At 70.6% G+C, this 23,371-nt stretch carries 19 protein-coding genes and 2 pseudogenes; 10 read left to right on the top strand and 11 right to left on the bottom strand.

The features are described from left to right. Window positions 1-114: 114 nt before the first annotated feature. A pseudogene (locus tag ACFTZC_RS36070) lies at window positions 115-444 on the top strand (hypothetical protein); the annotation flags it as partial. Window positions 445-476: 32 nt separating this feature from the next. Here ACFTZC_RS36070 and ACFTZC_RS36075 read toward each other — a convergent pair. Continuing rightward, window positions 477-1,394: an IS3 family transposase gene (locus tag ACFTZC_RS36075; RefSeq protein WP_382897325.1), complete on the bottom strand. Its 918-nt coding sequence runs from the start codon at window positions 1,392-1,394 to the stop codon at window positions 477-479. Next, window positions 1,391-1,699: a transposase gene (locus ACFTZC_RS36080; protein WP_382897328.1), complete on the bottom strand. Its 309-nt coding sequence runs from the start codon at window positions 1,697-1,699 to the stop codon at window positions 1,391-1,393. The genes ACFTZC_RS36075 and ACFTZC_RS36080 overlap by 4 nt, the downstream gene beginning before the upstream one ends. Before the next feature lie 200 nt (window positions 1,700-1,899). Here ACFTZC_RS36080 and ACFTZC_RS36085 point away from each other — a divergent pair, with 200 nt between their 5' ends. The 3 genes from ACFTZC_RS36085 (at window position 1,900) to ACFTZC_RS36095 (ending at window position 3,932) form a co-directional block, all read left to right on the top strand. Next, window positions 1,900-2,313: a hypothetical protein gene (locus tag ACFTZC_RS36085; RefSeq protein WP_382897330.1), complete on the top strand. Its 414-nt coding sequence runs from the start codon at window positions 1,900-1,902 to the stop codon at window positions 2,311-2,313. After that, window positions 2,310-2,732, top strand: a complete 423-nt coding sequence (locus ACFTZC_RS36090; RefSeq protein ID WP_382897333.1) for a transposase family protein — start codon at window positions 2,310-2,312, stop codon at window positions 2,730-2,732. The genes ACFTZC_RS36085 and ACFTZC_RS36090 overlap by 4 nt, the downstream gene beginning before the upstream one ends. Window positions 2,733-3,131: 399 nt before the next feature. Further along, window positions 3,132-3,932: a GNAT family N-acetyltransferase gene (locus ACFTZC_RS36095; protein ID WP_382897336.1), complete on the top strand. Its 801-nt coding sequence runs from the start codon at window positions 3,132-3,134 to the stop codon at window positions 3,930-3,932. A 400-nt stretch (window positions 3,933-4,332) separates the two neighbouring features. Here ACFTZC_RS36095 and ACFTZC_RS36100 read toward each other — a convergent pair. Next, window positions 4,333-5,131: pseudogene (locus tag ACFTZC_RS36100) on the bottom strand (IS5 family transposase). Window positions 5,132-5,829: 698 nt separating this feature from the next. On the opposite strand from ACFTZC_RS36100, the gene ACFTZC_RS36105 reads away from it, so the two are divergent. The 3 genes from ACFTZC_RS36105 (at window position 5,830) to ACFTZC_RS36115 (ending at window position 7,514) form a co-directional block, all read left to right on the top strand. After that, on the top strand, window positions 5,830-6,027 hold the full coding sequence (locus tag ACFTZC_RS36105; protein WP_382897339.1) for a helix-turn-helix transcriptional regulator: 198 nt from the start codon (window positions 5,830-5,832) through the stop codon (window positions 6,025-6,027). After that, window positions 6,018-6,752: a hypothetical protein gene (locus ACFTZC_RS36110; protein WP_382897342.1), complete on the top strand. Its 735-nt coding sequence runs from the start codon at window positions 6,018-6,020 to the stop codon at window positions 6,750-6,752. The genes ACFTZC_RS36105 and ACFTZC_RS36110 overlap by 10 nt, the downstream gene beginning before the upstream one ends. A gap of 63 nt (window positions 6,753-6,815) precedes the next feature. Continuing rightward, entirely contained in the window at window positions 6,816-7,514 is a 699-nt protein-coding gene (locus ACFTZC_RS36115; RefSeq protein WP_382897345.1) for a hypothetical protein, read from the top strand. 61 nt (window positions 7,515-7,575) lie between these two features. Here the strand turns inward: ACFTZC_RS36115 and ACFTZC_RS36120 are convergent, their stop codons facing one another. From ACFTZC_RS36120 to ACFTZC_RS36150, 7 genes are all read right to left on the bottom strand, one after another. Further along, window positions 7,576-9,099, bottom strand: a complete 1,524-nt coding sequence (locus ACFTZC_RS36120; RefSeq protein WP_382897347.1) for an aldehyde dehydrogenase family protein — start codon at window positions 9,097-9,099, stop codon at window positions 7,576-7,578. 99 nt (window positions 9,100-9,198) lie between these two features. After that, entirely contained in the window at window positions 9,199-10,776 is a 1,578-nt protein-coding gene (locus tag ACFTZC_RS36125) for a GMC family oxidoreductase (protein ID WP_382897350.1), read from the bottom strand. Window positions 10,777-10,832: 56 nt separating this feature from the next. Continuing rightward, complete coding sequence (locus tag ACFTZC_RS36130) at window positions 10,833-12,404, bottom strand: APC family permease (RefSeq protein WP_382897352.1); 1,572 nt, start codon at window positions 12,402-12,404, stop codon at window positions 10,833-10,835. Continuing rightward, window positions 12,392-13,861: an aldehyde dehydrogenase family protein gene (locus tag ACFTZC_RS36135; protein ID WP_382897355.1), complete on the bottom strand. Its 1,470-nt coding sequence runs from the start codon at window positions 13,859-13,861 to the stop codon at window positions 12,392-12,394. The genes ACFTZC_RS36130 and ACFTZC_RS36135 overlap by 13 nt, the downstream gene beginning before the upstream one ends. Before the next feature lie 352 nt (window positions 13,862-14,213). After that, window positions 14,214-15,467, bottom strand: a complete 1,254-nt coding sequence (locus tag ACFTZC_RS36140; protein WP_382897357.1) for a GAF domain-containing protein — start codon at window positions 15,465-15,467, stop codon at window positions 14,214-14,216. A 133-nt stretch (window positions 15,468-15,600) separates the two neighbouring features. After that, on the bottom strand, window positions 15,601-16,977 hold the full coding sequence (locus ACFTZC_RS36145) for an SWF or SNF family helicase (protein ID WP_382897360.1): 1,377 nt from the start codon (window positions 16,975-16,977) through the stop codon (window positions 15,601-15,603). Continuing rightward, window positions 16,974-20,033 (bottom strand): DEAD/DEAH box helicase, encoded by a 3,060-nt coding sequence (locus ACFTZC_RS36150; protein WP_382897361.1) that lies wholly within the window; start codon window positions 20,031-20,033, stop codon window positions 16,974-16,976. Before ACFTZC_RS36150 ends, ACFTZC_RS36145 begins: the two co-directional genes overlap by 4 nt. Window positions 20,034-20,350: 317 nt before the next feature. Here ACFTZC_RS36150 and ACFTZC_RS36155 point away from each other — a divergent pair, with 317 nt between their 5' ends. The 3 genes from ACFTZC_RS36155 to ACFTZC_RS36165 all read left to right on the top strand — a co-directional run bounded on the left by ACFTZC_RS36155 (window position 20,351) and on the right by ACFTZC_RS36165 (window position 22,361). After that, window positions 20,351-21,433: an acyl-CoA desaturase gene (locus ACFTZC_RS36155; RefSeq protein WP_382897364.1), complete on the top strand. Its 1,083-nt coding sequence runs from the start codon at window positions 20,351-20,353 to the stop codon at window positions 21,431-21,433. Between the two features lie 68 nt (window positions 21,434-21,501). Next, on the top strand, window positions 21,502-21,684 hold the full coding sequence (locus ACFTZC_RS36160) for a hypothetical protein (protein WP_329822718.1): 183 nt from the start codon (window positions 21,502-21,504) through the stop codon (window positions 21,682-21,684). 206 nt (window positions 21,685-21,890) lie between these two features. Further along, entirely contained in the window at window positions 21,891-22,361 is a 471-nt protein-coding gene (locus tag ACFTZC_RS36165) for a GNAT family N-acetyltransferase (protein WP_382897367.1), read from the top strand. An 18-nt stretch (window positions 22,362-22,379) separates the two neighbouring features. Here the strand turns inward: ACFTZC_RS36165 and ACFTZC_RS36170 are convergent, their stop codons facing one another. Next, window positions 22,380-23,297, bottom strand: coding sequence for a hypothetical protein (locus ACFTZC_RS36170; RefSeq protein ID WP_382897370.1), 918 nt, complete (start codon window positions 23,295-23,297; stop codon window positions 22,380-22,382). Between the last annotated feature and the right edge of the window lie 74 nt (window positions 23,298-23,371).

A 23,371-nucleotide genomic window follows, 5' to 3' on the forward strand; every position in this document is an offset into this window, starting at 1 on the left:
TGAGAAGCTGTTGTCGTTCCGGACGTGAGGACTGCGTTTTCGCTGGTGTGGGAATAGGTTCGGTGATCTCGTGGGAGTGACGGCTTGTCGTGTCGTCGCTGCTGTGGGGCGTGGATGCCGTCGGTGGTCGGACTGTTGGAACAGCGCGAGCTGGGTGCTCGCCGTCGGGTGGACGAGCTGCGGGAGGAAGCAGAGCGTATCCAGGCCGAACTGGCCGTGGCCGAGCGGGAACGGCGGGAGTGGGCCCGGGCCGACGAGAGTGTGCCGACCTCTGGAGGACAGCCAGGAACGGTCCCGCGGTCGGCGGAGGCGGCGAAGCCGAAGTCACAGGTGCCCGTGTGGCGGGAAGGGCTGGCCTGGTCGGCGCTGTCGGTGGACTACCAGCGCATCCTGCAGTTGGGGGCGGACCGGGCCCGGCTCGGGCAGGGGCCGGTGACCTGCCAGGTGAGGTTCCCCCGCTGTGCGGGAGGTGCTGATTAGCTGGTCAGGACGGGTTGGCGGGGTTTCAGGTTCGCTTGTTCGGCCGTCGCTTGTTCTGCGTAGTACTTCTCCTCGAACTCGATGGGGCTGAGGAAGCCGAGCCGTTTCTGGATGCGCCGACTGTTGTAGAAGCCGTCGATGTACTCGAACAGCGCCAGGTTCGCCTTGGCCCGGGTGGCGACGACACGACCGCGGACGCACTCGGTTTTGACGAGCATCCACAGATTCTCGGCGAGGGCGTTGTCGTACGAGTCGCCCACTGACCCTATTGATGCCTCAATCCCCGCTCTCAGCAGGCGTGTTGTGAGCTTGATGGATGTGTACTGGCAGCCGTGGTCGGCGTGATGGACAAGCTGTCCGGGCTGGACTTCGCGGCTTGCCAGGGCGTACTCCAGCGACGACAGGACGAGGTCGGCGTCCGCGCGGGCGGAGGTTTCCCAGGCCACGACCCGGCGGGAGAACGCGTCGCGGATCGCGGAGAGCCACAAGGGCCCCTCACCGGTCGGGATCACGGTCAGGTCGGTGACCCACAGCCGGTTCGGTGCGGGGGCGGTGAAGTCCCGGTTGACCAGGTCCGGGGCCAGGGTGGCCTTGGGATCCCGGCGCGTGAAGCCGCTGCGGCGCGGGCTGACGCCCGCGAGGGCGGCCTCGCGCATCAACCGCTCGACCCGCTTGCGGCCCACGCGCACTCCCTCACGCTTCAGGACAGCGTGGACGCGCGGCGAGCCGTAGATCCCACCGGAGTCCGTATGGATCCGCGTGATCTGATCGGTCAGCTCCGCGTCCCGGCGGATCCGTTCGCACGGTTCCTTCCCGGCACGGCGCCAGCGGTAGTAAGTGGAGGAGGCGATGTGCAGTTCCCGGAGTGCGGGCTCAACCTCCAGGTACGGATGCTCGTCGAAGAGCGCCGTCACCTGGGCCGGGTCGGGTCGAGCTGCGCGGCGAAAAAAGCCGAGGCTGTCCGCAGGATCTCGTTCGCCCGCTTGAGCTGGGCGTTCTCCTTGCGCAGGGCCGTGAGCTCCTCGCGCTCGGTGGTGGTGGGCCGGTCGTCGCGCTCGCCGGCATCAGTCTCGGCCTGGCGGATCCAGCCGCGCAGAGCCTCGGGATGCACCCCGAGATCTGCGGCCAGCCGTTTGATCTGCGGCTTCGGATCCGCAGTGCGATACATCCGCACCGCACGCTCACGCAACTCCAGCGGATATTTCCTCGGTGCGGCCATGGTCAGAGTTCCTCTCATGAGTCCCATCTGACCCTCTGTCACCATCCTCCGCATCCCGGGGGAACCTCAGCGAACTCGCCCGGCCCGAGGCCGAGACCATCGCCGCCGAACTGACCTCCCGCTACCGCACCATCAACCAGACCCTACGGCGCCTGGCGAAACACCTCGGCCTGGAGTGCCTCGAAGAGGCAGGCGCCCTGATGGAGGCGCTGGCGTTCCTGCCGAAGCTGGAGCGGACCCTGGGCAAGAGCCGCCAGAGCGAGCTGTTCCCGTCCGTCCCCGTGGGGCACCTCGGCCCCACCTGGCAGACGAAGGTGTTCCCCACCGAGGGCGAGATGGCCGGCGGCGTCGACAAGCACGCCTGGATCGTCGGCACCGCCGAAGCCCTGCGCGGTGCCCTGCGCCGCAACGACGTGTTCGTACCCGGCCTGGACAAGTGGGGCGACCCCCGCAAAGCCCTGCTCCAGGACGATGCCTGGGAAAACGCCCGCACCCGAGTGTGCCGCAGCCTCGGCCTGTCCGAAAAACCGGGCGTCGACCTGGACCGCTGGTGCCGCGAACTCGACGACGACTACCGGCGCCTGACCACCGGGCTTGGGGATGAGCCCACGTGATCCTCGACGGCATGCTCATCGAGAGCGACCGCGTCACCGGCACCCGGGGCAACGGCAACGACCTGTGGTTCAGCCAGAAACACAAGAATTTCGGCGGCAACGTCCAGTTCCTGTCCGCCCCGGACGGCACCCCGCTGTGGGTCTCCGATGCCGAGCCGGGCCCCACCCCGGACATCACCGTTGCCCGGCTGCACGTTCTGCCCGCGCTGTACAAGGCGGCCGCCGACGGCCTGCCAACTCTGGCCGACAAGGGCTACATCGGCGCCGGCATCGGCATCCATGTCCCGGTCCGCCGCCCGAAAGGAAAATCGGAACGAGCCCTCGACAGCGATACCCGCACCACGAACGCTCTGGTCAGAGACTTCGCACCCTCGGTGAGCGCACCGTCGCCGAACTCAGGGAACGCTGGCGCACGCTGAAGCGAATCACCCTGAACCCCTGCCGCATCGGCGACATAGCCCGCGCCGCCCTCGTCCTCAACTACCACTGGAAGTGATCTTCACTCAGAAAACCTCACTCACCACGGACGATCCCCCTCCGGCACGATCAACCAGAAGATCACCCCACCCACTCAGCCAACGGGACAGCACCCGCGGCGTCTCCGGCGCCACATCAATCAGCATGACCAGACAACGACATCACCGACGCCCCTCACCAGCTCTGACATCCCCCGTCTCATGCGGAAACAGCACGTCGACGGGCCCCTGCCCGGCGGACTACGAGAGACCTCGGCAGATGAATAGAAACAAAGACCCCCGCTGACCCCACGTGGCGAAATATCATGTCGCATGAGATTCACAGCAATGTGAGGAGACACGATGACAGACCTTGCGGAATCTATCGAGTCGATGGAGCAGCTTGCCGTGGCATGGCGGGCGATGCTGCTCGACCGGGATGCGGATGCGGACGTGCGTGACCTTCCCGGCATCGCTGTCCGGTGGGCAGACAGCCGGTTCGCGCTCTGGAACGCCATCACTCTGACCGATGTGGGCGCCGATGAGAAGCTCCTTCGGCATCGTCTGACCCAGACAGCAGACATCATGCGGACGAAGAAGCGCCCGGGCTTTCTGTGGCTCTTCGAAGACCTGCTCGACGAGGGGGCCCGCTCCACCCTGGAGGAAACCGCCAAGCAGGCAGGCTTGCAGTACTACTTCACCGGCACCGGTATGGCCGGCGACATCCTTCCGATCCCTGATCCTGTTCACCCGGACCTGACGTTTGTGCGGGTGTCCACCGACGCACAGCTGCAGGCGTACGCGGACATCAACTCACGCGGCTACGGCTTTCCTCTTGAGGATGGCCGCGACGGACTTGTCGGCTCCGCGCTCTGGAAGAGCGAGGTGCATGCCTACCTGGCCATGCGCGGCGACCTCCCCGTGGCATGCGCCGGCACCGTCGCCGCAGACGGCCGCCTCTTTGTCGTACTGGTTGCCACGGAACCGGAATGGCAGCGCAGGGGCTATGGTGAAGCAGTCACCCGTAAGGCACTACACGAGGGCTTCCGGGCCACAGGGCTGACGCGTGCCACCCTGCACGCGACCGTTGCCGGGGCGCCCGTCTACCCGCGTATCGGCTTCAAGCCGAACTCCCCGATCCATTCCTTCGGTCTGCAAAGCTGACCCGACTGACGCTTGTGCTGTTCCAGGGGCATGACTCAGGGCCCTCCCCGCGACTGCCCTCACCACGGCGGCGCCACTCTTGTCGCTGCACTGCTCGGCCTCCCGTTTCCCTGGAGTGAAGTCGGCCGTCGGTAGCAGGCGCAGCCGGTCTAACAGGTACTACGGGGGGCCACGAACGCCGGTTCACACCTCCCTCACCCTTCGGCCGCAACCAGCCAACATGTCGTCAAACGACAGGTGGTCGACGTGTCCAATGGACCCGTGCAATCCGGGGGTTCGCGGCGGTTCGTATCCAATCAGATCCGATGGTGATTGCTGACAGGGTTTGATGACAGATAGGGTCCGATCCTCTGTACGGAAGGGGCCCTTCGGTGGCGAACCTGGTCTATAAGAAGTCATCTCATTTGGTGAGTCGGCGGTAGCAGATGAGGGTGCAGGCGATGGCGGCGAAGGCGAGGAAGTGTTCGGCTTTGCGTTCGTAGCGGCGGTGGAGTCTGCGGCAGCCGGCGAGCCACGCCACGGACCGCTCTACGACCCAGCGGTGACGGCCCAGGCGGGCCGAGGACTCGATGCCGCGTCGGGCCAGGCGGTGCGTGATACCCCGCGCACGGAGCCATTGCCGCAGGTGGCGGTAGTCGTACCCCTTGTCGCCGTGCAGCTTGCGGGCTTGCGGCGGCGCGGCCCGCATCGCGAGCGGATCGGTGGGATACCCCGCACGAGCGGCTCCAGGCCCTGACTGTCGTGCAGGTTCGCACCGGATATACCGACTGACAAGGGCAGACCGGCGCGCTCGGTGATCAGGTGGATCTTCGACCCGTACTTACCCCGGTCTACAGGATTCGGACCTGTCAGCTCCCCCTTTTCATCGCCCTCATGTTCACCGAGTCGATCGCGCACCGCGACCAGTCCAACTCGCCGCGGGATCCGAGTTCGTCGAGTACCAAGCGGTGGAGCCTGGCCCACACCCGGGCCTTCGACCACTCGGTGAAACGCCGGTGAGCCGTCGCGCCGGACGGCCCGAACACCGCAGTCGGCAATTGCTGCCACGTGCAGCCCGAGGTTGCCACGAAGACGATCGCGGCCAGCACTTCGCGGTCACCGTGCCGACGCCGGCCCCCGCCCTGAGGCCGCGTTGGCGCCTCCGGAACCACCCGCTGGAACAGCTCCCACAGCTCATCCGGCACCAGCCGCTCAACGATCCTCGCCACGACTGACAGCCTACCCAGCCAAATGAGATGACTTCTTAGGAGGATGGTCTGTTGGATTCCGCTGTTCCCTCCACCGGCTTCACTTCCCCTGTCCTCTTTGCGTTCGGCGCACTGAACGATTGGTTCGGTCACAAGTACTACGGAGTCGTGTCCACCGGGCTGCCCTTGTTTGTCTGCGCTGCCGGCCTCTTCAGCAAGGATCTGCTGCTACGCGGCTATCGCCGCGATAGGGCCGTCCTCGCACATGCTGCGGCGCCCCCCCCGGAGCTGCAACTCGGCATGTAATGCGTGCCATCAGAGTTCCTGAGCGTGTCGTGGTGGGGAATCTTGACCGGCGGACCGATGACGGACTGGTGGTGCTCGTTGCGGACGGTGCGACCCCAGCTCTGCGCTCAAACCGGCTGGCGTCCGGACTATGGCCAGCCCGAGGAGCTGTCGGATTCATCTGATGCGGCGCACAACATAGACCACGATCGCCGGTTAGCCAAACCGGCGATCGTGACGACCATTGAGGGTGTTCGCAGCGGCTGCGCTTGGCGGTGGAGCCCTTCGGACACTACAGACCTTCATGTCGGCGCCCTCCCCCTCGCAACTGGCAGAGCCTGCCCATCAGCAGTGACGGAGTGGGTGCAAGTTGCGGCGCTGCCGCTTTGGGCTGCCGACAAATCCGGAATCCCGAGGAAACATCAATGGCTCGTCCACCTGCGCTCAAGCTCGCCGAGGTTCTAGTGGAAATCCGGATGAGCCAATCGGCCTTCTATCGCCTGCGTGCTCGCGGCCAGGCACCCCGAATGATCAAGCTACCCAATGGTGAACTGCGCTGCCGCCGCGCTGACTTGGATGCGTGGTGGGAGGCGTGCGAAAGGAATACGCCTGAATGGCGATGAGTTACAGGGTCCGGTTCTGGGACATTCGTGAGCGGCCCGACCGCCGCAAGGGATTTGAGGTCCGTTGGACGGTCAACGGGCGTGAAAAGTCAGAGTCCTTCCTCACCAAGGGGCTGGCGGAGAGCCGTCGCGCCAAGCTCATGACCGCCGCTCGGGACGGCGAACCCTTCGATTCCCGGACGGGTCTGCCCGCCTCCGAACTTCGGGCCCTGAAGCAGCGGACCACATGGTACGTCCTGGCCCGGGAGTACATCGAGCAACGGTGGGACCGAACACCAGGGAACACGCGACGCACGCTGGCAGATGCCTTGGCGACCATCACGCCGGCCTTCGTGGAGCCAGGAGCCAGCTGTCGAGAGCCCCGCGTGCTGCGGCGAGCGCTCTACTCCTGGGCCTTCAACAAGAACGCTTGGAAGTCCGATGCGTCAGAAGAGTGGCAGGCAGCATTGGACTGGCTACAGCGCCACTCGCTGCCTGTAGGTGAGCTGGATGATCCCGATGTGCTGCGGCGTGGCTTCGACGCGCTCTGTCGGAAGGTCGATGGGCAGGCCGCTGCCGCGAAAACCGTGAAGCGAAAGAAGGCTGCGGTCAACGAGGTGTTTGGTGTAGCCGTTGAACGCGGATACTTCGCGCAGAATCCACTGAGCGGCCTTCGCTGGAGGGCGCCGGAAGCTGCCGATGAAGTCGATCCCGACTGCGTGCCGAACCCTGCTCAGATTGCCTGATTGCTTGCCGCAGTAAGGGGTCTGCCGGGCCGTGGCCCCCACCTGTACGCCTTCTTCGGCTGCATGTATTACGCCGCCATGCGCCCAGCCGAAGTGATCCATCGCCGAAAATCCCAGTGCCGTCTGCCGGCGAGCGGCTGGGGCCTTCTGAACCTGAAGGGCGGCGTCGTGACTGCCGGTAAGGAGTGGACGGATGACGGCGCCGTCCACGAGATCCACTCCCTGAAACGGCGGGCAGCCAAGGCGACACGTCCGGTGCCGATTCCGCCAGTGCTCGTTCGCATGCTGCGCGAGCACATACGAAGTTTCGGTGTTGCACCCGACGGACGCCTGTTCCACAACGCAGAGGGGAACTACATCGACGCCTCGGCGTACGGCATCACCTGGGGGCGAGCGCGTGAGGCTGCTCTAACGCTTGACGAGCACGCTCTTAACCTGGCGAAGCGTCCATACGACCTGCGCCACGCCGGCATCTCATTCTGGTCGGCTTCCGGCGTCGACCCCGCAGAGTGTGCGCGCCGGGCCGGGCAGAGCATCCAGGTCCTCTTCCGCTACTACGCCAAGTTCCTGGCTGAAGCGCGGAACCACGCCAACACCCTGATCGAAAATTCCATGCGGCGATGGGAGGAGGCCACGGACGATGACGAAGCGGAGAGCGCCTTGGCGAAGCCTTGGCCCGGAAATGCCCCGGAACTGCTGGTCAGGTCTGGGATACAGGTGGGAGATATCGGGAGTAAGGGCGCGTTTCGACTCGTGGCTTAGATGTGCGTTGAGAGGGGCGCCTGACGGGCAACTGCCCTGTTCAGGCGCCCTTTTCCCGCCCTTAGAAGAGGCCCAGCTTCTTCGGCGAGTACGAGACCAAGAGGTTCTTCGTCTGCTGGTAGTGGTCCAGCATCATCCGGTGGTTCTCACGGCCGATGCCCGACTGCTTGTAGCCGCCGAAGGCCGCGTGGGCCGGATACGCGTGGTAGCAGTTCGTCCAGACGCGGCCCGCCTGGATCGAACGGCCCGCGCGGTACGCCGTGTTCATGTCCCGGGTCCAGACGCCCGCGCCGAGCCCGTACAGGGTGTCGTTCGCCGTTTTGATCGCGTCGTCGAAGTCGCTGAACGACGTCACCGCGAGGACGGGGCCGAAGATCTCCTCCTGGAAGATCCGCATGCGGTTGTGGCCCTCGAAGATCGTGGGCTGGACGTAGTAGCCGCCGGCCAGCTCGCCGTCGTACTCGATCCGGTCCCCGCCCGTCAGGACCTTCGCGCCCTCCTGGCGGCCGATGTCCAGGTACGAGAGGATCTTCTCCAACTGGTCGTTGGACGCCTGGGCGCCGATCATCGTGTCCGTGTCCAGCGGATGGCCCGGCACGATCGCCTCCGTACGGGCCACACCCGCCGCGAGGAACTCGTGGTAGTGCCCGTCCTGGATCAGGGCCCGCGAGGGGCAGGTGCACACCTCGCCCTGGTTCAGGGCGAACATCGTGAAGCCTTCCAGCGCCTTGTCGCGGAAGTCGTCGTCGGCGGCCCAGACATCGTCGAAGAAGAGGTTCGGGCTCTTGCCGCCGAGCTCCAGGGTGACCGGCTTGATGTTCTCCGAGGCGTACTGCATGATCAGCCGGCCCGTCGTGGTCTCCCCGGTGAACGCGACCTTCGCCACGCGCGGGCTGGACGCCAGGGGCTTGCCCGCCTCGACCCCGAAGCCGTTGACGATGTTGACGACACCCGGCGGCAGCAGATCGGCGACCAGACTCATCCAGAGGTGGATCGAGGCCGGGGTCTGCTCGGCCGGTTTGATCACCACGGCGTTCCCCGCGGCCAGCGCCGGTGCCAGCTTCCATGTCGCCATGAGGATCGGGAAGTTCCACGGGATGATCTGCGCCACCACACCGAGCGGCTCGTGGAAGTGGTACGCGACCGTGTCGTCGTCGAGTTCGCTGAGGGTGCCCTCCTGGCCGCGCAACGCCCCCGCGAAGTAACGGAAGTGGTCGATCGCGAGCGGGATGTCCGCGGCGAGCGTCTCCCGTACCGGCTTGCCGTTCTCCCAGCTCTCCGCGACCGCCAGCTCCTCCAGATGGGCCTCCATCCGGTCGGCGATCCGGTTCAGCACGCCGGCCCGCTCCGCCGCCGAGGTCCTGGCCCAGCCGGGGGCCGCGCCGTGCGCCGCGTCCAGGGCGCGTTCCACGTCGTCGGCGGTGCCGCGGGCGATCTCGGTGAACGGGCGGCCGTTGACCGGGCTGGGGTTCTCGAAGTACTGGCCACGGGCCGGCGGGACGTACGCGCCACCGATCCAGTGGTCGTAGCGGGACTCGTACGAGACGATGGCGCCCTCGGTGCCGGGCGCTGCGTAACGGGTCATCTCTGTGGCCTCCCGGTTCTCCGGCGCCGCCCGCCGTTGGACGACGCCCAGCCGCACGCTAGGGACTCGTACGTTGCAAACAGGTTGCCGCAGCCGGGGTCAGCCGGGGGCGGTTTGGCCGCTCTTGATCATGTCTGCGCACTTCTCGCCGATCATCATCGTGGTGATACACGGATTGACGGCCGTGAGGAAGGGCATCACGGAGGCGTCCGCCACCCGCAGCCCGCTCACCCCCTTGACCCGCAGCCACGGATCGAGCGGCGAGTCCGGGTCGCCCGGCGGGCCTATCCGGACCGTGCCCGCCGGGTGGTAGACCGTGTTGTGGGTGTCGCGGATGTACGCGAACAACTCCTCGTCGGAGCGCGCGCCCGGCCCCGGCGCCAGTTCGGCGCCGGTCCAGTCGGCCATCGGCGGCCGGGCGGTGATCTCCCGGGCGAGACGGAGCCCGTGCGTCATCACCCGGATGTCGTGCTCGTGCGTGAAGTAGCGCGGGTCCACCTCGGGCTTGTCCCGGAAGTCGCGGGTACGGAGCCGGACCGTGCCCCGGGAGCGCGCCCTGGTCACGTTCGGGGTGAGGCAGAAGGCGTTCTCCGAGGTCGGATAGCCGCGCCGGAACGTGTTCATGTCGAACGGCACGGAGCCGTAGTGGAACATCAGGTCCGGCCGGTCGAGACCCGGTTCGGTGTCGGCGAAGATGCCGATCTCCCACCACTGGGTGGACGAGGTGACCATGGGCCGCTTCGCCTCCCACATGATCACGCCCTCCGGATGGTCCTGGAGGTGCGAGCCGACGCCGGGGGAGTCCACCCGTACGTCCACGCCGGTGTCGCGCAGATGCTCGGCAGGGCCGATGCCGGACAGCATCAGCAGCTTCGGCGAGTCGATCGCCCCGCAGCACACGATCACCTCGCGCCGCGCGGTGACCGCGCCGGTGTGGACCGTGTCGGGCTCCAGGTACTCGACGCCCGTGCACCGCCGGTCCTCGCCGAACGTCAGCCGCTGGGCGGTGAGCCCGGTCCTGATCTCCAGGTTCGGCCGTCTGCCGATCAGGGGGTGCAGATACGACACCGACGCCGAGGACCGCGTACCGTCCTCCCGCGCGTTGATCTGGAACCAGTGCGCGCCGCGTACCACCGTGGTACCCGTGTTGAACGGTGTGACGGGGATGCCCGCCGCCGCGCACGCCTCCAGCAGGGCGCTGCCGCACGGGTCGTCCGGCGGGACGGTGCGGATGGTGACCGGGCCGGAGCGGCCGTGGTGGTCACCGGGCGCGTCGTTGGTCTCCAGCCGCCGGTACAGCGGGAAGCACTCCGCCGCGCTCCATCCCGTGCAGCCCAGCGCCCCCCACTCGTCGAGGTCCTCGGCGGGCGCCCAGAAGGCGATGCACGAGTTGTGCGAGGAGCAGCCGCCGAGGACCTTGGCGCGGGCGTGCCGCAGGAAGCTGTTGCCGTTCTCCTGCGGCTCGACCGGATAGTCCCAGTCGTAACCGGACTCCAGCAGCGCCATCCACCGGTCGAGCCGCAGGACGCTCTCGTCACCGACGTCCGAGGGGCCGGCCTCGATGACGCAGACGGTCACGTCCGGGTCCTCGGTGAGCCGGGCGGCGACGACGGCTCCCGCCGTACCGCCGCCGACCACCACATAGTCGTACGGGTGCGCGGTGTTCTCCGGGGACATCGCTGCTCCAGGCTCGGGGAGGGACAGGGGCCATCAGGTCAGGAGACCGGTGTGCTTCAGGGGCAGGGAGACCGGTGTGCTTCCAGTACGCCGGTGTGCTTGCGCTGGACGAACCAGTAGTAGGTGAAGCCGCCGATCGCGACGACGCCGACGAAGAGGAACGCGCCCCACTGCAGGTACCAGTGGTGCGGACCGGTCGCGTTGTACACCTCCGGCCGGGGCCAGGCCAGGTTGAGCGACATGGCGGCACCCCACAGCACGGCGAGGACATTGACCGGCAGCCCGAACCTGCCGAGCGAGAAGTGGCCCTCGGCGGGCCGCCACCTCCCGCGCAGCCGGCGGACCAGCATGGGTGCGGTGACCATCAGATAGGCCAGGTAGATCATGATGATCGCGATGCTGGTGATCACCGAGAAGATCTGCGGCTGATCGATGTTGATCACCAGGATGACGACGGCGACGATCCCGATGAAGACGGCGGGTACCACCGGCGTCCCGAACCGCGGGCTGACCCGGGCGATCCACGGGGACGCCGGCAGGCCGTTGTCCCGGGCCATCGCGAACGCCAGCCGGATACCGGCCGCGTGCACCGCCAGCGCGCACACCGTGATGGCGACGACCACACACCACAGCACGATCTGCCCGACGGTGGGGCCGAGCGTGGAGAGCACCACGTACTGCAGCCCGTCCACCGACAGGCTCGGGGACTGGAGATCCGGCACGGACAGCAGCGCGAACAGCAGGATCAGCCCGCCGATGAGGAACGACGCGATCAGCGCCCGCAGGATCGCCCGCGGCGCGTTGCGGCTGGGGTTGAGCGACTCCTCGCCCAGCGACGACGCCGTGTCGAACCCGTACATCACGTACGCGGAGGCGAGCGAGGCGGTCAGGAAGGCGCCGAGGTAGCCGAGCGACTCGCCCGCGCCGTAGCTGTCGGTCTGCACGATCGCGCCGGGGCCCCGGGTGATGTGCGCCGCCAGCAAGCCGATCAGGACGATGGCGGCGATCAGCTCGATCATCACCCCGGCCGAGTTGATCTGCGCCATCAGCTTGACGCCGAAGGCGTTGACGAGTGTGGTGAAGACGATCAGGACGGTGCCGAGCAGCACGGCGTTGGCCGCCGCGTCGGTCGGCCCGGTGCCGTTCCCGACGACCTGGAACACACTGGAGATCTGCGGCAGTGTGATCTGGTACGCGAGGGCCACCGCGGCGAGCGAGACCATCGTGGCCGTCGTCATCATCCACCCGCCCAGCCAGCCCAGATGCGGGCCGCCGAGCTTCTTCGACCAGTTGTAGATCGAGCCGGCGACCGGGTAGCGGGCGGCCAGCTCGCAGAAGCACAGCGCCACCATGAGCTGGCCGAGGAAGACCATCGGCCACGACCACCAGTAGCCGGGACCGGCGAACTTGACCCCGAAGTAGAAGAGCTGGAACGTTCCCGTCAGGATCGAGATGTAGCTGATCCCGGCCGCGAAGGTGTGGAAGTTGCCCAGCGTGCGCTTCAGTTCCGGCCGGTAGCCGAACGCCTTGAGCGAGTCGTCGTCCTGGCTCTGGTTCTCGCCGGCCGTACGCGCCCCTAGCGCGGGATCCGCCGGCTCCTGCCCCGGCCCGTCGCTCATTCGAACCATCCCAGGGGCTTCGGGGAGAGATTGCGCCAGACGTGCTTGGCCTCCTGGTACTCGGCCAGCCCAGCCGGGCCCAGCTCACGGCCGAAACCGGACTGCTTCATACCGCCCCATTCCGCCTGCGGCACGTACGGCTGGAAGTCGTTGATCCATACGGTGCCGGCGCGCAGCCGCGACGCCACTCGGTGCGCCCGGCCCACGTCCCGCGACCAGACCGCTCCGGCCAGCCCGTACACGGTGTCGTTGGCGAGCGCGACCGCCTCCTCCTCGTCTCGGAACCGCTCGACGGTGAGCACGGGGCCGAACGACTCGTCGCGGACCACCGACATGCCCGGCGCGCACTCGTCCAGCACGGTCGGCAGGTAGAAGAAGCCGTCGCGCAGCGCAGGGTCGTCGGGGCGGGCGCCACCGCAGCGCAGCACCGCGCCGTCGGCGAGCCCGGCCGCCACGTACGCCTCGACCTTGGCGCGGTGTGCGGCGGAGATCAGGGGTCCCGTACGGGCGTGTTCGTCGAACGGGCCGCCCATCGGGATCGCCCGCGCCCGCTCCACCAGGTCCGTCACGAACCTGTCGTGCAACTCCTCCTGGACCAGCAGCCGTGCCCCCGCCGAGCAGACCTGGCCCGAGTGGAGGAAGATCGCCGTCAGCGCGTAGTCGACGGCCGCCTCGTAGTCGGCGTCGGCGAAGACGATGTTGGGGTTCTTGCCGCCCAGCTCCAGGGCGATCTTCTTCACGGTCGCCGCCGCGGCGGCCATGATGTGCCGTCCGGTCACCAGACCGCCGGTGAACGACACCATGTCGACCCGCGGATCCGTGCTGAGCGGTCCGCCCGCGGTCGGTCCGGCGCCCAGGACCAGGTTGGCGGCCCCGTCGGGCAGTCCGGCCTCGGCCAGCAGCCGCATCAGCAGGACGGCGGTGTGCGGGGTGAGTTCGCTGGGCTTGAGGACGAAGGTGTTGCCGGCGCCGAGCGCGGGGGCGACCTTCCAGGAGGTCTGGAGCAGCGGATAGTTCCACGGTGTGATCAGCGCGCACACACCGACCGGCTCGTGCACCACCCGGCTGTCCACCGCCGGATCACCGGTGTCCACCACCCGGTCCGTGCCGCCCGCGGCCGTCAGATGGCCGAAGTAGCGGAAGCACTTGGCGATGTCGTCCATGTCGTACGCGCTCTCCACCAGCCGCTTCCCGGTGTCCAGGGACTCGGCTCGGGCGAGCGCCGCCTTGTCGCGTTCGAGGAGATCCGCGACGCGCAGCAGCAGTGAGCCGCGCTCGGCGGCCGGGGTGGTGGGCCAGGGGCCGCGGTCGAAGGCGTCCCGGGCGGCCGCGATGGCGGCGGCGGTGTCCGGCGGCCCGGCCTCATCGACCGTGCCGACCAGGGTGCCGTCCGCGGGGCAGCGGATCTCCCGCACCTGCCCGCCGACGGCCGCGGTCCAGGTGCCGCCGATGAACAGCTCCGGCATGCGGGCTCCTCCGGTTCCGGTGAGGCGCCCGGGGCGGTCCGGCGGGTCCGGTCGGCCACGCGTGGGGGCACTCTCTCCACCGACAGTAAGGAGATACGCCCGGTTTCGCCTGCGGGCGCGGCAGGGCGGTGGCGCGGTGGCGGGCCGGCTCGCGGCAGGCCCCGGGAGGGCTCCGAGGCGGCTCCGGGAGGGCCCCGGGACTCCGACGCGGCGTCGGGCGGGCCGGGTGTCTGCCGTCAGGCGCGCCTTCGACGCGTCAGGCGCGGCCGTGGCATCGAGCGCGCTTCCATGCGTCGAGTGCGGCGCTGCCACGTCGAGTGCGCTGCCACGCGTCAGGCGCGCCGTCGACGCGTCAAGCGCGCTGCCACGCGTCGAGTTCGCGGACGCGCGCCTGGGCCGCGGGGCGCTGCGGTACGGGGAGCGCGGCGGCCAGCGCCCGCCATACGGGCAGGTCGTCCTCGCCCCAGGGGCTGTACGCCCAGTCCGCCAGCAGCCCCGGGTCACCGCGGGCGATCAGCGCGGCCCGCACCTGGCCGGCCAGCCGCTCCCGCAGCCGTACGACCGAGGGCGCCCGCGACGCGGGCAGCAGCGGCCCGGCGTACGCGCTCATCGCGGCGGTCACCGCACCCGAGGCCAGCCGCCGGGTCACCGTGTCGAAGTCCGCGTCGACCCGCGCCGCCAGCCGGTAGGGGCGGGAGCGCAGCATCCCCGGGCCGAGCAGTGCGCGCAGCCGGGAGAGCTCGGCGCGCAGGGTGACCGGGGTGACCGACTCGTCCTCGTACAGCTCCACCAGCATCTCGTCCCCGGCGACGCCCTCCGGGCGGTGCCCGAGGAGCGTCAGGATCTCGCTGTGCCGCCGGCTGAGCCGGATCTTCCGGCCGCCGGCCACGAGCAGCGCTTCGTCCCGGCCCAGCGAGGAAAGCCGTACGGAGTCGGCGGCGGGCGGCGGCGCGGCCAGCGCCAGTTGCGACTCCGCGGCCCGCGCGACCGCGCCGACGAACGCCAGGCTGTGCGGATGGGCCAGCCGGTCGCCGCCGGTGATGTCGACCGCGCCCAGCAGCCGCCCGCTGTACGGGTCGTGGACGGGCGCCGCCGCGCAGGTCCACGGGTGCACGGGACGCTGGAAGTGCTCGGCCGTGAAGACCTGCACCGGGCGGTCGACGGCGAGCGCCGTGCCCGGGGCGTTCGTACCGGTCACCGCCTCCGCCCAGCGCGCGCCGGGGACGAAGTTCATCCGGCCCGCCAGCCGCCGCGTCGTAGAGTGGCCCTCGACCCAGAGCAGCCGGCCGTACGCGTCGCACACCGCCATCAGATGCTCGCCGTCCAGGGCGTACTCACCCGTCAACTCGCGAATGACCGGCATCACCCGGGCGAGCGGATGTCCGTCCCGGTACGCGGCCAGCTCGTCGTCGGACAGTTCGACGGCCGCCGTGCCCTCCGGGCTGACCCGGGCCCGCGCCGACCGCCGCCAGGAGGCCGCCACCACGGACCGTACGGGCCGGTCCACCCGGCCCGCGGTCGCGAACGACTCGTATGCCCTGCGCAGCGCGCCACGGCGCTCGGCCGGGTCGGCGCCGGCTTCCAGCGCCACCCAGGTGTCGGACATCGCGGCCTCCCCGGTCGGATTCCACCGGACGTGACCATGGTGACCCCGGTGGCCCGGCGCGGCAAGCGCCCTGCGCGGGCGAGGAGTTCCCCTCCAGCGCCCGTGTTCCCCTCGTCCGTGCGTGGCCCTCGCCTCAGGCGCCAGGGGTCCTGGACGGCGGCGGCTCGGCAGCTTCCGGTGCGAACGCCTCCGCCAGCGCCGCCGCCGGATCGTGGTCCGCCGGTCCCACCGGCGCCCAGCGGGACCGCTCCTTGCGGTACGGCCACCAGCGCCCGTCCCGTCCGTACCGCAGCTGGACCCCCGCGCCCGGCACGGTCCACCGGCCCTGGCCGACGGAGCGCAGCCCCGGCCGCTCCCCGTCCTCCCACGCCGTGTCGAGTGCCGCCACGGCCCGCGCCAGCGCCTCGGGCTCCGGGGTCCACTCCTCCTCCAGTACGGCGAGGGCGGCGGCGCCGCCGTACCGCCAGGCCCGTACGGCGAGGTCCAGCTCCGCCCGCGTCCGGCCGGTGCCGGTGGCCAGCCGCGCCGCGAACCGCTCGCCACCGCTCGCGGCGGCGAGCCGTACCCCGTCCTGGCCGGCGGCCGGCTCCGTCTCGTACGGCGCGAGGTGGTGGTCCGGCTCCAGCGCCCCGGCGAGCAGCCGCAGGGCCCGCGCCGCCGCGTCGGCGGCCAGGAACTCCAGCGCACCGGCGTCGATCCCGGCGGGCGGCGCGGCCTCCGTGTCGAGCGCCGGCGGCCGCCCGGGCCCGTCCGGCGGTTCCGGGGGAGCGGGCGGCGGAGGGACGAGGCCGGCCGCGGCGAAGGCCGCGACCGCGCGGACGCCGTCGGGACCGCCGGGCCGGCCCGGACCGCCGCGCCCGACGGAGGCCGGCCCCTCCGCACGGTCCGCGCCGTCGTCCTCGGCGCGCCGGCGCGTCCGCGCGGCCCGCGCCGCACTCCGTACCTGGAGTTCGTCCAGCAGCCCCCGCTCGCTCCTGCCGCGCAGCAGCAACAGCAGGAACGGATCCTGGTCCAGCAGTCTCGCCATCTGATAGCAGAGCGCCGCGGAGTGCGGGCAGTGGTCCCACGCCTCACAGCCGCACTCCGGATCCAGGTCGCCGATACCGGGCAGCAGCTCGATCCCGACGTCCGCCGCGTCCTCCACCAGGTGCGGTGGCATCTCCCGGTCCAGCAGCGCCGCGATATGACCGGCCCGGTCGACCGCCATGTCCAGGAAGCGGTCCCACTCCTCGTCGCTCAGCCGCTGCAGCAGGACATCGCTGCGCTGTGCGGTGCCGTCCCGGTCCTGGACGACCGCGGTGATCCGGCCGGGCCGTACGGAGACCGCGCCGACCGCGCCCTCGCGGGCCGTCCGCCGCCCTTTCTTGAGCTGTTGGCCGTCGAGCGCCGTGTCCTCCAGCGCCTTCAGCCAGGCCCGGCCCCACCACGTCGCCGCGAAACCGCGGCCACGGGCCGGTGGCAGCGCGGCGAACGTCCGCTCGGTGCCGTCCGGTTCCGTACCGTTGCTCATCGGGCGCTCCCTCGCAGCTCCACCAGGTCCGCCAGTTCGGCGTCGGTCAGTTCGGTCAGCGCGGCCTCGCCGGCGCCCAGCACCGCGTCGGCCAGCCGCTGCTTGCGGGCCAGCAGCTCCGCGATGCGGTCCTCGATGGTGCCCTCGGTGATCATCCGGTGGACCTGTACCGGCCGGTGCTGGCCGATCCGGTACGCGCGGTCCGTCGCCTGCGCCTCGACGGCCGGGTTCCACCAGCGGTCGTAGTGCACGACATGTTCGGCGCGGGTCAGGTTGAGCCCGGTGCCCGCCGCCTTCAGCGACAGCAGGAACACCGGTACCTCACCGTTCTGGAAGCGGTCCACCATCGCCTCGCGCTCCGGGACGGGGGTTCCGCCGTGCAGGAACTGCGTCGGCACGCCGCGCGCCGCGAGATGGGACTCCAGCAGCCGCGCCATCCGCACGTACTGGGTGAAGACCAGGACGCTCGCGCCCTCCGCCAGGATCGTGTCGAGGAGTTCGTCCAGCAGCTCCAGCTTTCCGGAGCGGTCCGCGAGGCGCGGCCGTTCCTCCTTCAGATACTGCGCGGGGTGGTTGCAGATCTGTTTGAGCGAGGTCAGCAGGGCGACGATCATTCCGCGCCGCTCCATGCCGTCCGCCGCCGAGATCGCCGCGAGGGTCTCCCGTACCACCGCTTCGTACAGTCCGGTCTGCTCCGCCGTCAGGGAGACCGCCCGGTCCGTCTCGGTCTTGGGCGGCAGCTCGGGCGCGATGCCCGGGTCGGACTTGCGGCGGCGCAGCAGGAACGGGCGGACCAGCGCCGCCAGCCGCTCGGCCGCCGCCGGATCGTCGCCGCGCTCCACGGAGTGCGCGTAGCGGGTACGGAAGGTGCCGAGGCGGCCGAGGAGTCCGGGGGTCGTCCAGTCGAGGATCGCCCACAGCTCGGAGAGGTTGTTCTCCACGGGGGTGCCGGAGAGCGCGACCCTGGCCCGGCCCCCGAGAACGCGGAGCTGCTTGGCGGTGGCCGAGTACGGGTTCTTGACGTGCTGCGCCTCGTCGGCGACGACCAGCCCCCAGTCCGTCCCGGCGAGCCGCTCGGCGTCCAGCCGCATCGTGCCGTACGTCGTGAGGACGAACTCCCCGTCCGCCAGGCCGTCCAGCGCGCGGGCGGCGCCGTGGAAGCGGCGTACGGGGGTGCCGGGCGCGAACCGTTCGATCTCACGCTGCCAGTTGCCCATCAGCGAGGCCGGACAGACGACCAGGGTGGGGCCGGCGGCCGCCGGGTCGGTCTGCCGGTGCAGATGGAGCGCGATGAGGGTGATGGTCTTGCCGAGGCCCATGTCGTCGGCGAGACAGCCGCCGAGACCGAGTGAGGTCATCCGGTGCAGCCAGTCGAGCCCGCGCACCTGGTAGTCGCGCAGGGTCGCGGCGAGCGCCGCGGGCTGGCCGATCGCGGGCTCCGCCGCGGCCGGGTCGGCGATCCGGTCGCGGAGCGCGGCGAGCCATCCCGCCGCCCGCACCTCGATCCGGCGGCCCGCGACCTCCGTGGAGCCGGTCAGGACGGCTTCGAGCGCGTCGACCGGGGTGAGCTTACGGTCCTGGCTCTCCCGGGCGCGCCTGACCTCCGCCGGGTCGACGAGCACCCACTGGTCGCGCAGCCGCACGAGGGGGCGGCTCGCCTCGGCGAGGCGGTCGAGATCGGCCCGGTCGATCCGCCGGTCGCCCAGCGCGAAGTGCCAGTCGAAGGCGAGCAGGGCGTCGGCGGAGAGAAAGGAGGGCAGCGCGCCGCCCGCGAGCCCGTCCGGGCCCGGTCCGTCGTTGCCGTCGGTTCCGTCGGGTCCGTCGGTCCCGCCGTACGGTCCGATCACGGCGTGCGCCGTCAGGGACCGGGCCAGTTCTCTGGGCCAGTGGACCTCGACGCCGGCCTGGGCGAGCGCCTCCGACGCCGCTCCCAGCAACTCGGCGACCTCCTCGTCCGCGAGGTCGAGCGCGTCGGGCGCGGCGGCGGAGAGCAGCGGGGCGAGCGCCGGCCAGGCGCGGGCGGCGCGGCGCAGGGTGAGCAGGGCGTCCATCCGGGCGCGCGGGGCGAAGCCCGTACCCGCGGCGCCGGTCCACACGTCGGCCGCGTCGGCGACGACAGTGGGGTCGCTGACGCTGTGCATCTGGAGCACGGCGCGGAAGACGGCCCCGGCCCCCGCGGCCGGGTCGGTGCCGGCCGGCGGCGGCTCGACGGCACCGGGCGGAGCGTCCGGGGCCATGAGACCGGGCAGGCCGGACAGTTCCACACGGAGCGAGAGCCGTACGCCCGCGTCGTGCCCGGCGGCCACATCGGCGGCCCATCCGCGCAGTTCGGGAAAGCGGCGCGGTTCCGGCGTGGCGGACGCGAATGCGGTGGTGGTGTCGGCGGATGCGGTCTCGGCGGATGCGGCGAAGGCGGCACTTCCGGCGACGACGGGCGCGGCGGGCGTCCGCGGGAGCGTGTCCGCGACCGCGTCCAGGAAGTCCCTCAACAGCCCTTCCTGGGCGGGGAGCAGAAGCGTCCCGGGCTCCCGCGCGGTGGCTTCGGAAACGGCTGCCCCGGAGACGGCGGCGCCGGATGCGGCGGGCTGGGGGACGGAGTGCAGCGGGACGGAGTGCGCGGCCGGCGGCATCGACGCCGCGAGCGCCCGTACCCGCTCCAGGTCCGGTGCGGTGAGCGGACCGGCCCGCCAGCTGTCGTGGTCCGAGGCGGTGAGGCCGGGCAGCAGCAGTCCGCGGGCGACGAGTTGCAGGGCGAGCAGGGCGGCCGAGCCCCAGAACGCGGCCGACGGCGACGCGCCGGGCGCGGCGCGGCACCGGGTCAGCGCGGGGAGCGCGTCGGCGACGGGTACCAGCAGGGCCGTGACCGTGACGAGGCGTCCACCGGCGTCGACGACGGCCAGTTCCCCCGGCGAGCCGGGAGCGGCCGGCGGCGCCGTGCCGTCGGCGTGCCAGTAGGCGATCCGGCCGGCCCGGGGCGGGTCCGAGGGGAGGAAGACGGTGGAACAGCGGGCGAGTTCGGTGGTCCGGGAGAGCGTTGCCGCGGGAAGCCTGTGCACAGCGAAGACGCATTCCTCAAATTTGACTACTGCGGGTTCGGAGCCGCCGAGAGTACCTCACCCGTGCCGTCGCGCGGCGCCGTCACGGCCATGACCTGAATCACCCCGCGGGCGGTCGGGGTGTACTCAGCACCACCCCCGCCCCCGGGAGACCCCCGCCCCGTTCCGGAGGGTGGCGCCATGGTCCGGGTATCCCGTACCGCCGTACGTTTCATGAGGTCGAGCGCGGTGCGCGCGAACCCTTCCGTACCCGCCCCGTCCCCGTCCCCGCCCGTACCCGTCCCGTACCCATCTCGGCCGACAGACCGGAGACCGACATGCCCCGAGCCGCCGCACCTCTCGCCGCCCCCGCCGCGGAGCCCATACCTGCCCGCGCGCCCCGTGCGAGCGGCAGTGACTTCGCGCCCCTCCTCAGGACGGTGAGGGAACAGGGGCTTCTGGAGCGTCGCGCCGCCTGGTACACCCGGGGAATCACCGTCAACCTCCTCCTGCTGGCCGCGATCGTCGTCGGACTCGTCCTGGTCGGCCCCTCCTGGTGGGCACTGCTTCTGGCGCCGCCGCTGTCCCTCGTCTCCGCGCGGATGGCATTCGTCGCCCATGACGCCGGGCACTCCCAGATCACGGCCGACCGCAGGAAGAGCCGCCTCATCCAGCTCGTGCACGCCAATCTCCTGCTCGGTATGAGCCAGAAATGGTGGAACGACAAACACAACCGGCATCACGCCAACCCCAACCACATCGACAAGGACCCGGACGTCGCCGCGGACATCCTCGTCTTCACCCGGCACCAGACCGAGGGACGCTCGGGGCTGCGCGGCTGGCTCACCCGCCACCAGGCCTGGCTGTTCTTCCCCCTGACCACCCTGGAGGGCATCGCCCTCAAGGTCTACGGCTTCCAGGCCGTCCTCTCGCGGAAGGAGCGCGTGCCGGCCCGGCGCAGGGCGACGGAGGGCCTGCTGCTCCTGGCCCATGTCGTCGGCTACGTCACGCTGCTGCTGACCACGCTCACCGCCGGGCAGGCCGTGGTCTTCGCGATGATCAACCAGATGCTCCTCGGGCTGCACCTCGGGATGGCCTTCGCGCCCAACCACAAGGGCATGGAGATGCCGGACCCGGAGAACTGCGCGGACTGGGGCCATCTGCGCCGCCAGGTCCTCACCTCGCGCAACATCCGCGGCGGCCATCTCACGGACTGGTTCCTCGGCGGGCTGAACTACCAGATCGAGCACCACCTCTTCCCCAGCATGCCCCGCCCCCATCTGCGACTGGCGCAGCCGCTGGTGCGTGCGCACTGCCGGAGGCTGGGGGTCCCGTACACCGAGACCGGACTGGTCGAGTCGTACCGCCAGGCGCTCGGTCACCTGCACGACGTCGGCGAACCGCTGCGCGCGGGCGCATAGTGGAACTGGCGGAAGACCGCGTGCGTTCAGTGAGCAGAGAGCGGCCACGCCGCGAAGGAGGCGTCGAGATGTCGACAAGCGCGAAGATCGCCATTGGGGGAGTGGCCGTTGGCCTTCTTCTGATGCCGTTGATCGGATTCTGGTTCTCGCTGCTGGTGGTGATAGGTGTGCCGACAGCCGCGTATCTGATGCTGGACCCGTCGCAGCGCCGCAGGCTGCGCAGGATCAGCCGCAAGGAGCTGGGCCGCTGAGCGGCGGGCCGTAGCGCGTACTGCGGGGGTCCGGGAGCCGGAGTGAGCCGGTCCCGGCCTCCCGCATGCGGGGTGTTCGTGCGAGGCGGTCCGTGCGAGGTGGCCCGTGCGGGGTGCCGGGTGGGGGTCCGCTCCCGGCCGCTCGCGTGCGCGATCCGCGCACGCGTTTTCCGGTTCCGTCGGCGGACCGCCTAGGCTGGTCGGCTGTGCAGATCAACACCGTGGCCTTCGACCACCCCGACGCCGTCAAGCTCAGCGACCAGGTGCAGGCGGAGTACCGCGAACGCTTCGGCCACGACGACACGACGCTGCTGCACCCGTCGTACTTCGACCCGCCGCTGGGGCTGTTCCTCGTCGCGTACCGGGGCGGTTCGCCCGTCGGTTCCGGGGGCTGGCGGTCCCAGGACGCCGTGGCCGAGGGGTACGAGGGCGGGGACGCGGAGGTGAAGCGGATGTTCGTCGTCCCCGAGGCGCGCGGGCGCGGGCTGGCCCGACGGATCCTGACCGAGCTGGAGGGGAGCGCGCGGGCCGCGGGCCGGGTGCGGATGGTCCTGGAGACCGGCGACGTGCTCCCCGAGGCCGTCGGGCTCTACCTGTCGAGCGGTTACGTGCCGACCACGGGCTTCGGTGTCTACCGCGACCATCCGGACAGCCGGTTCTTGCAGAAGCCCCTGTGACCCGGTGCCGCACCGGCCTCAGGCCGGGCGTACGGCGATCCTGTCGAGCGCGGTGAGCAGCCCCGGCAGTTCGGAGCCGCGCCCGACCGGCAGCACCTCGCCCGGCTCCTCGTCGAGCAGCACGAACGCCATGTCGTCGGTCCTGGCCACGAAGGACCAGCCGGGGCCGTCGGCGCGCAGTGTCCGCGCCTCGTCGGGGGCGAAGCCGGACCGGACCCGGCCGAGCGGCGGCGCAGTGCCGGGTTCCACGTAGGCGCGCAGCTCCGCCAGGGCACGCACCACCCCCGGATGCGAGGGCGTCGGCGTATCACCGTTCCCGGTTGCCGGGGCTGCCTCGGGGCTCTCTTCGTCCGCCTCGGGTGCTTCACCGGCCGCGGGGGCGGCGCTGCCGCGGGGATCAGCGGGCTCCTCGGCGTTCCCTACGGCCTCGAACTGCTCCCGCCACGACGCCCATTGGAGCGCGACCTCGTCCGCCCCGAGGCGCCGCTGTGCGGGGCCCCATGTCGTGGTGTCGGGTGGCGAGAGCGGCAGTCGTACGGCGCTCGCCGCGGCCCCGGAGTCCTCGGCGGCTTCCGGTTCCGGGTCGTGCGGGGCGGGTACGCCCGGTGCCGCGACGGCCAGGGCCATGGGCCAGCCGGGCAGCGCGGAGACGACGGTACGTTCGTCCGGCGACAGGTCGTAGGCCATCCCGCAGTCCCAGGACGCGATCGCGACGGCGACCAGCGAGACGTCGTCCACCACCACCGTCCACCGGGCGCCCGTGCCGTCCTGGCCCATGACCAGGCCGTACCCGTCGGGGTACGGCTCCAGCCCGAGCGCGGCACACGCCTGCGCGTAGTCGTCGCCCAGCACCGCCGGGAACCGCGCGGGGGTCAGCAGCGCGGCGGTCAGCACGAACAGCGCGTCGTCGTCCACGGGGTCGTCCGTCGCAACCACGGCACCTCCTCATCCTGACTGCCTGCCGGCCCAGGCGGCCTGTCGGCGCACCCTAACCAGTCGGTAACCCGGGC

The organism is Streptomyces sp. NPDC056987 (assembly GCF_042673865.1).
Lineage (GTDB): Bacteria > Actinomycetota > Actinomycetes > Streptomycetales > Streptomycetaceae > Streptomyces.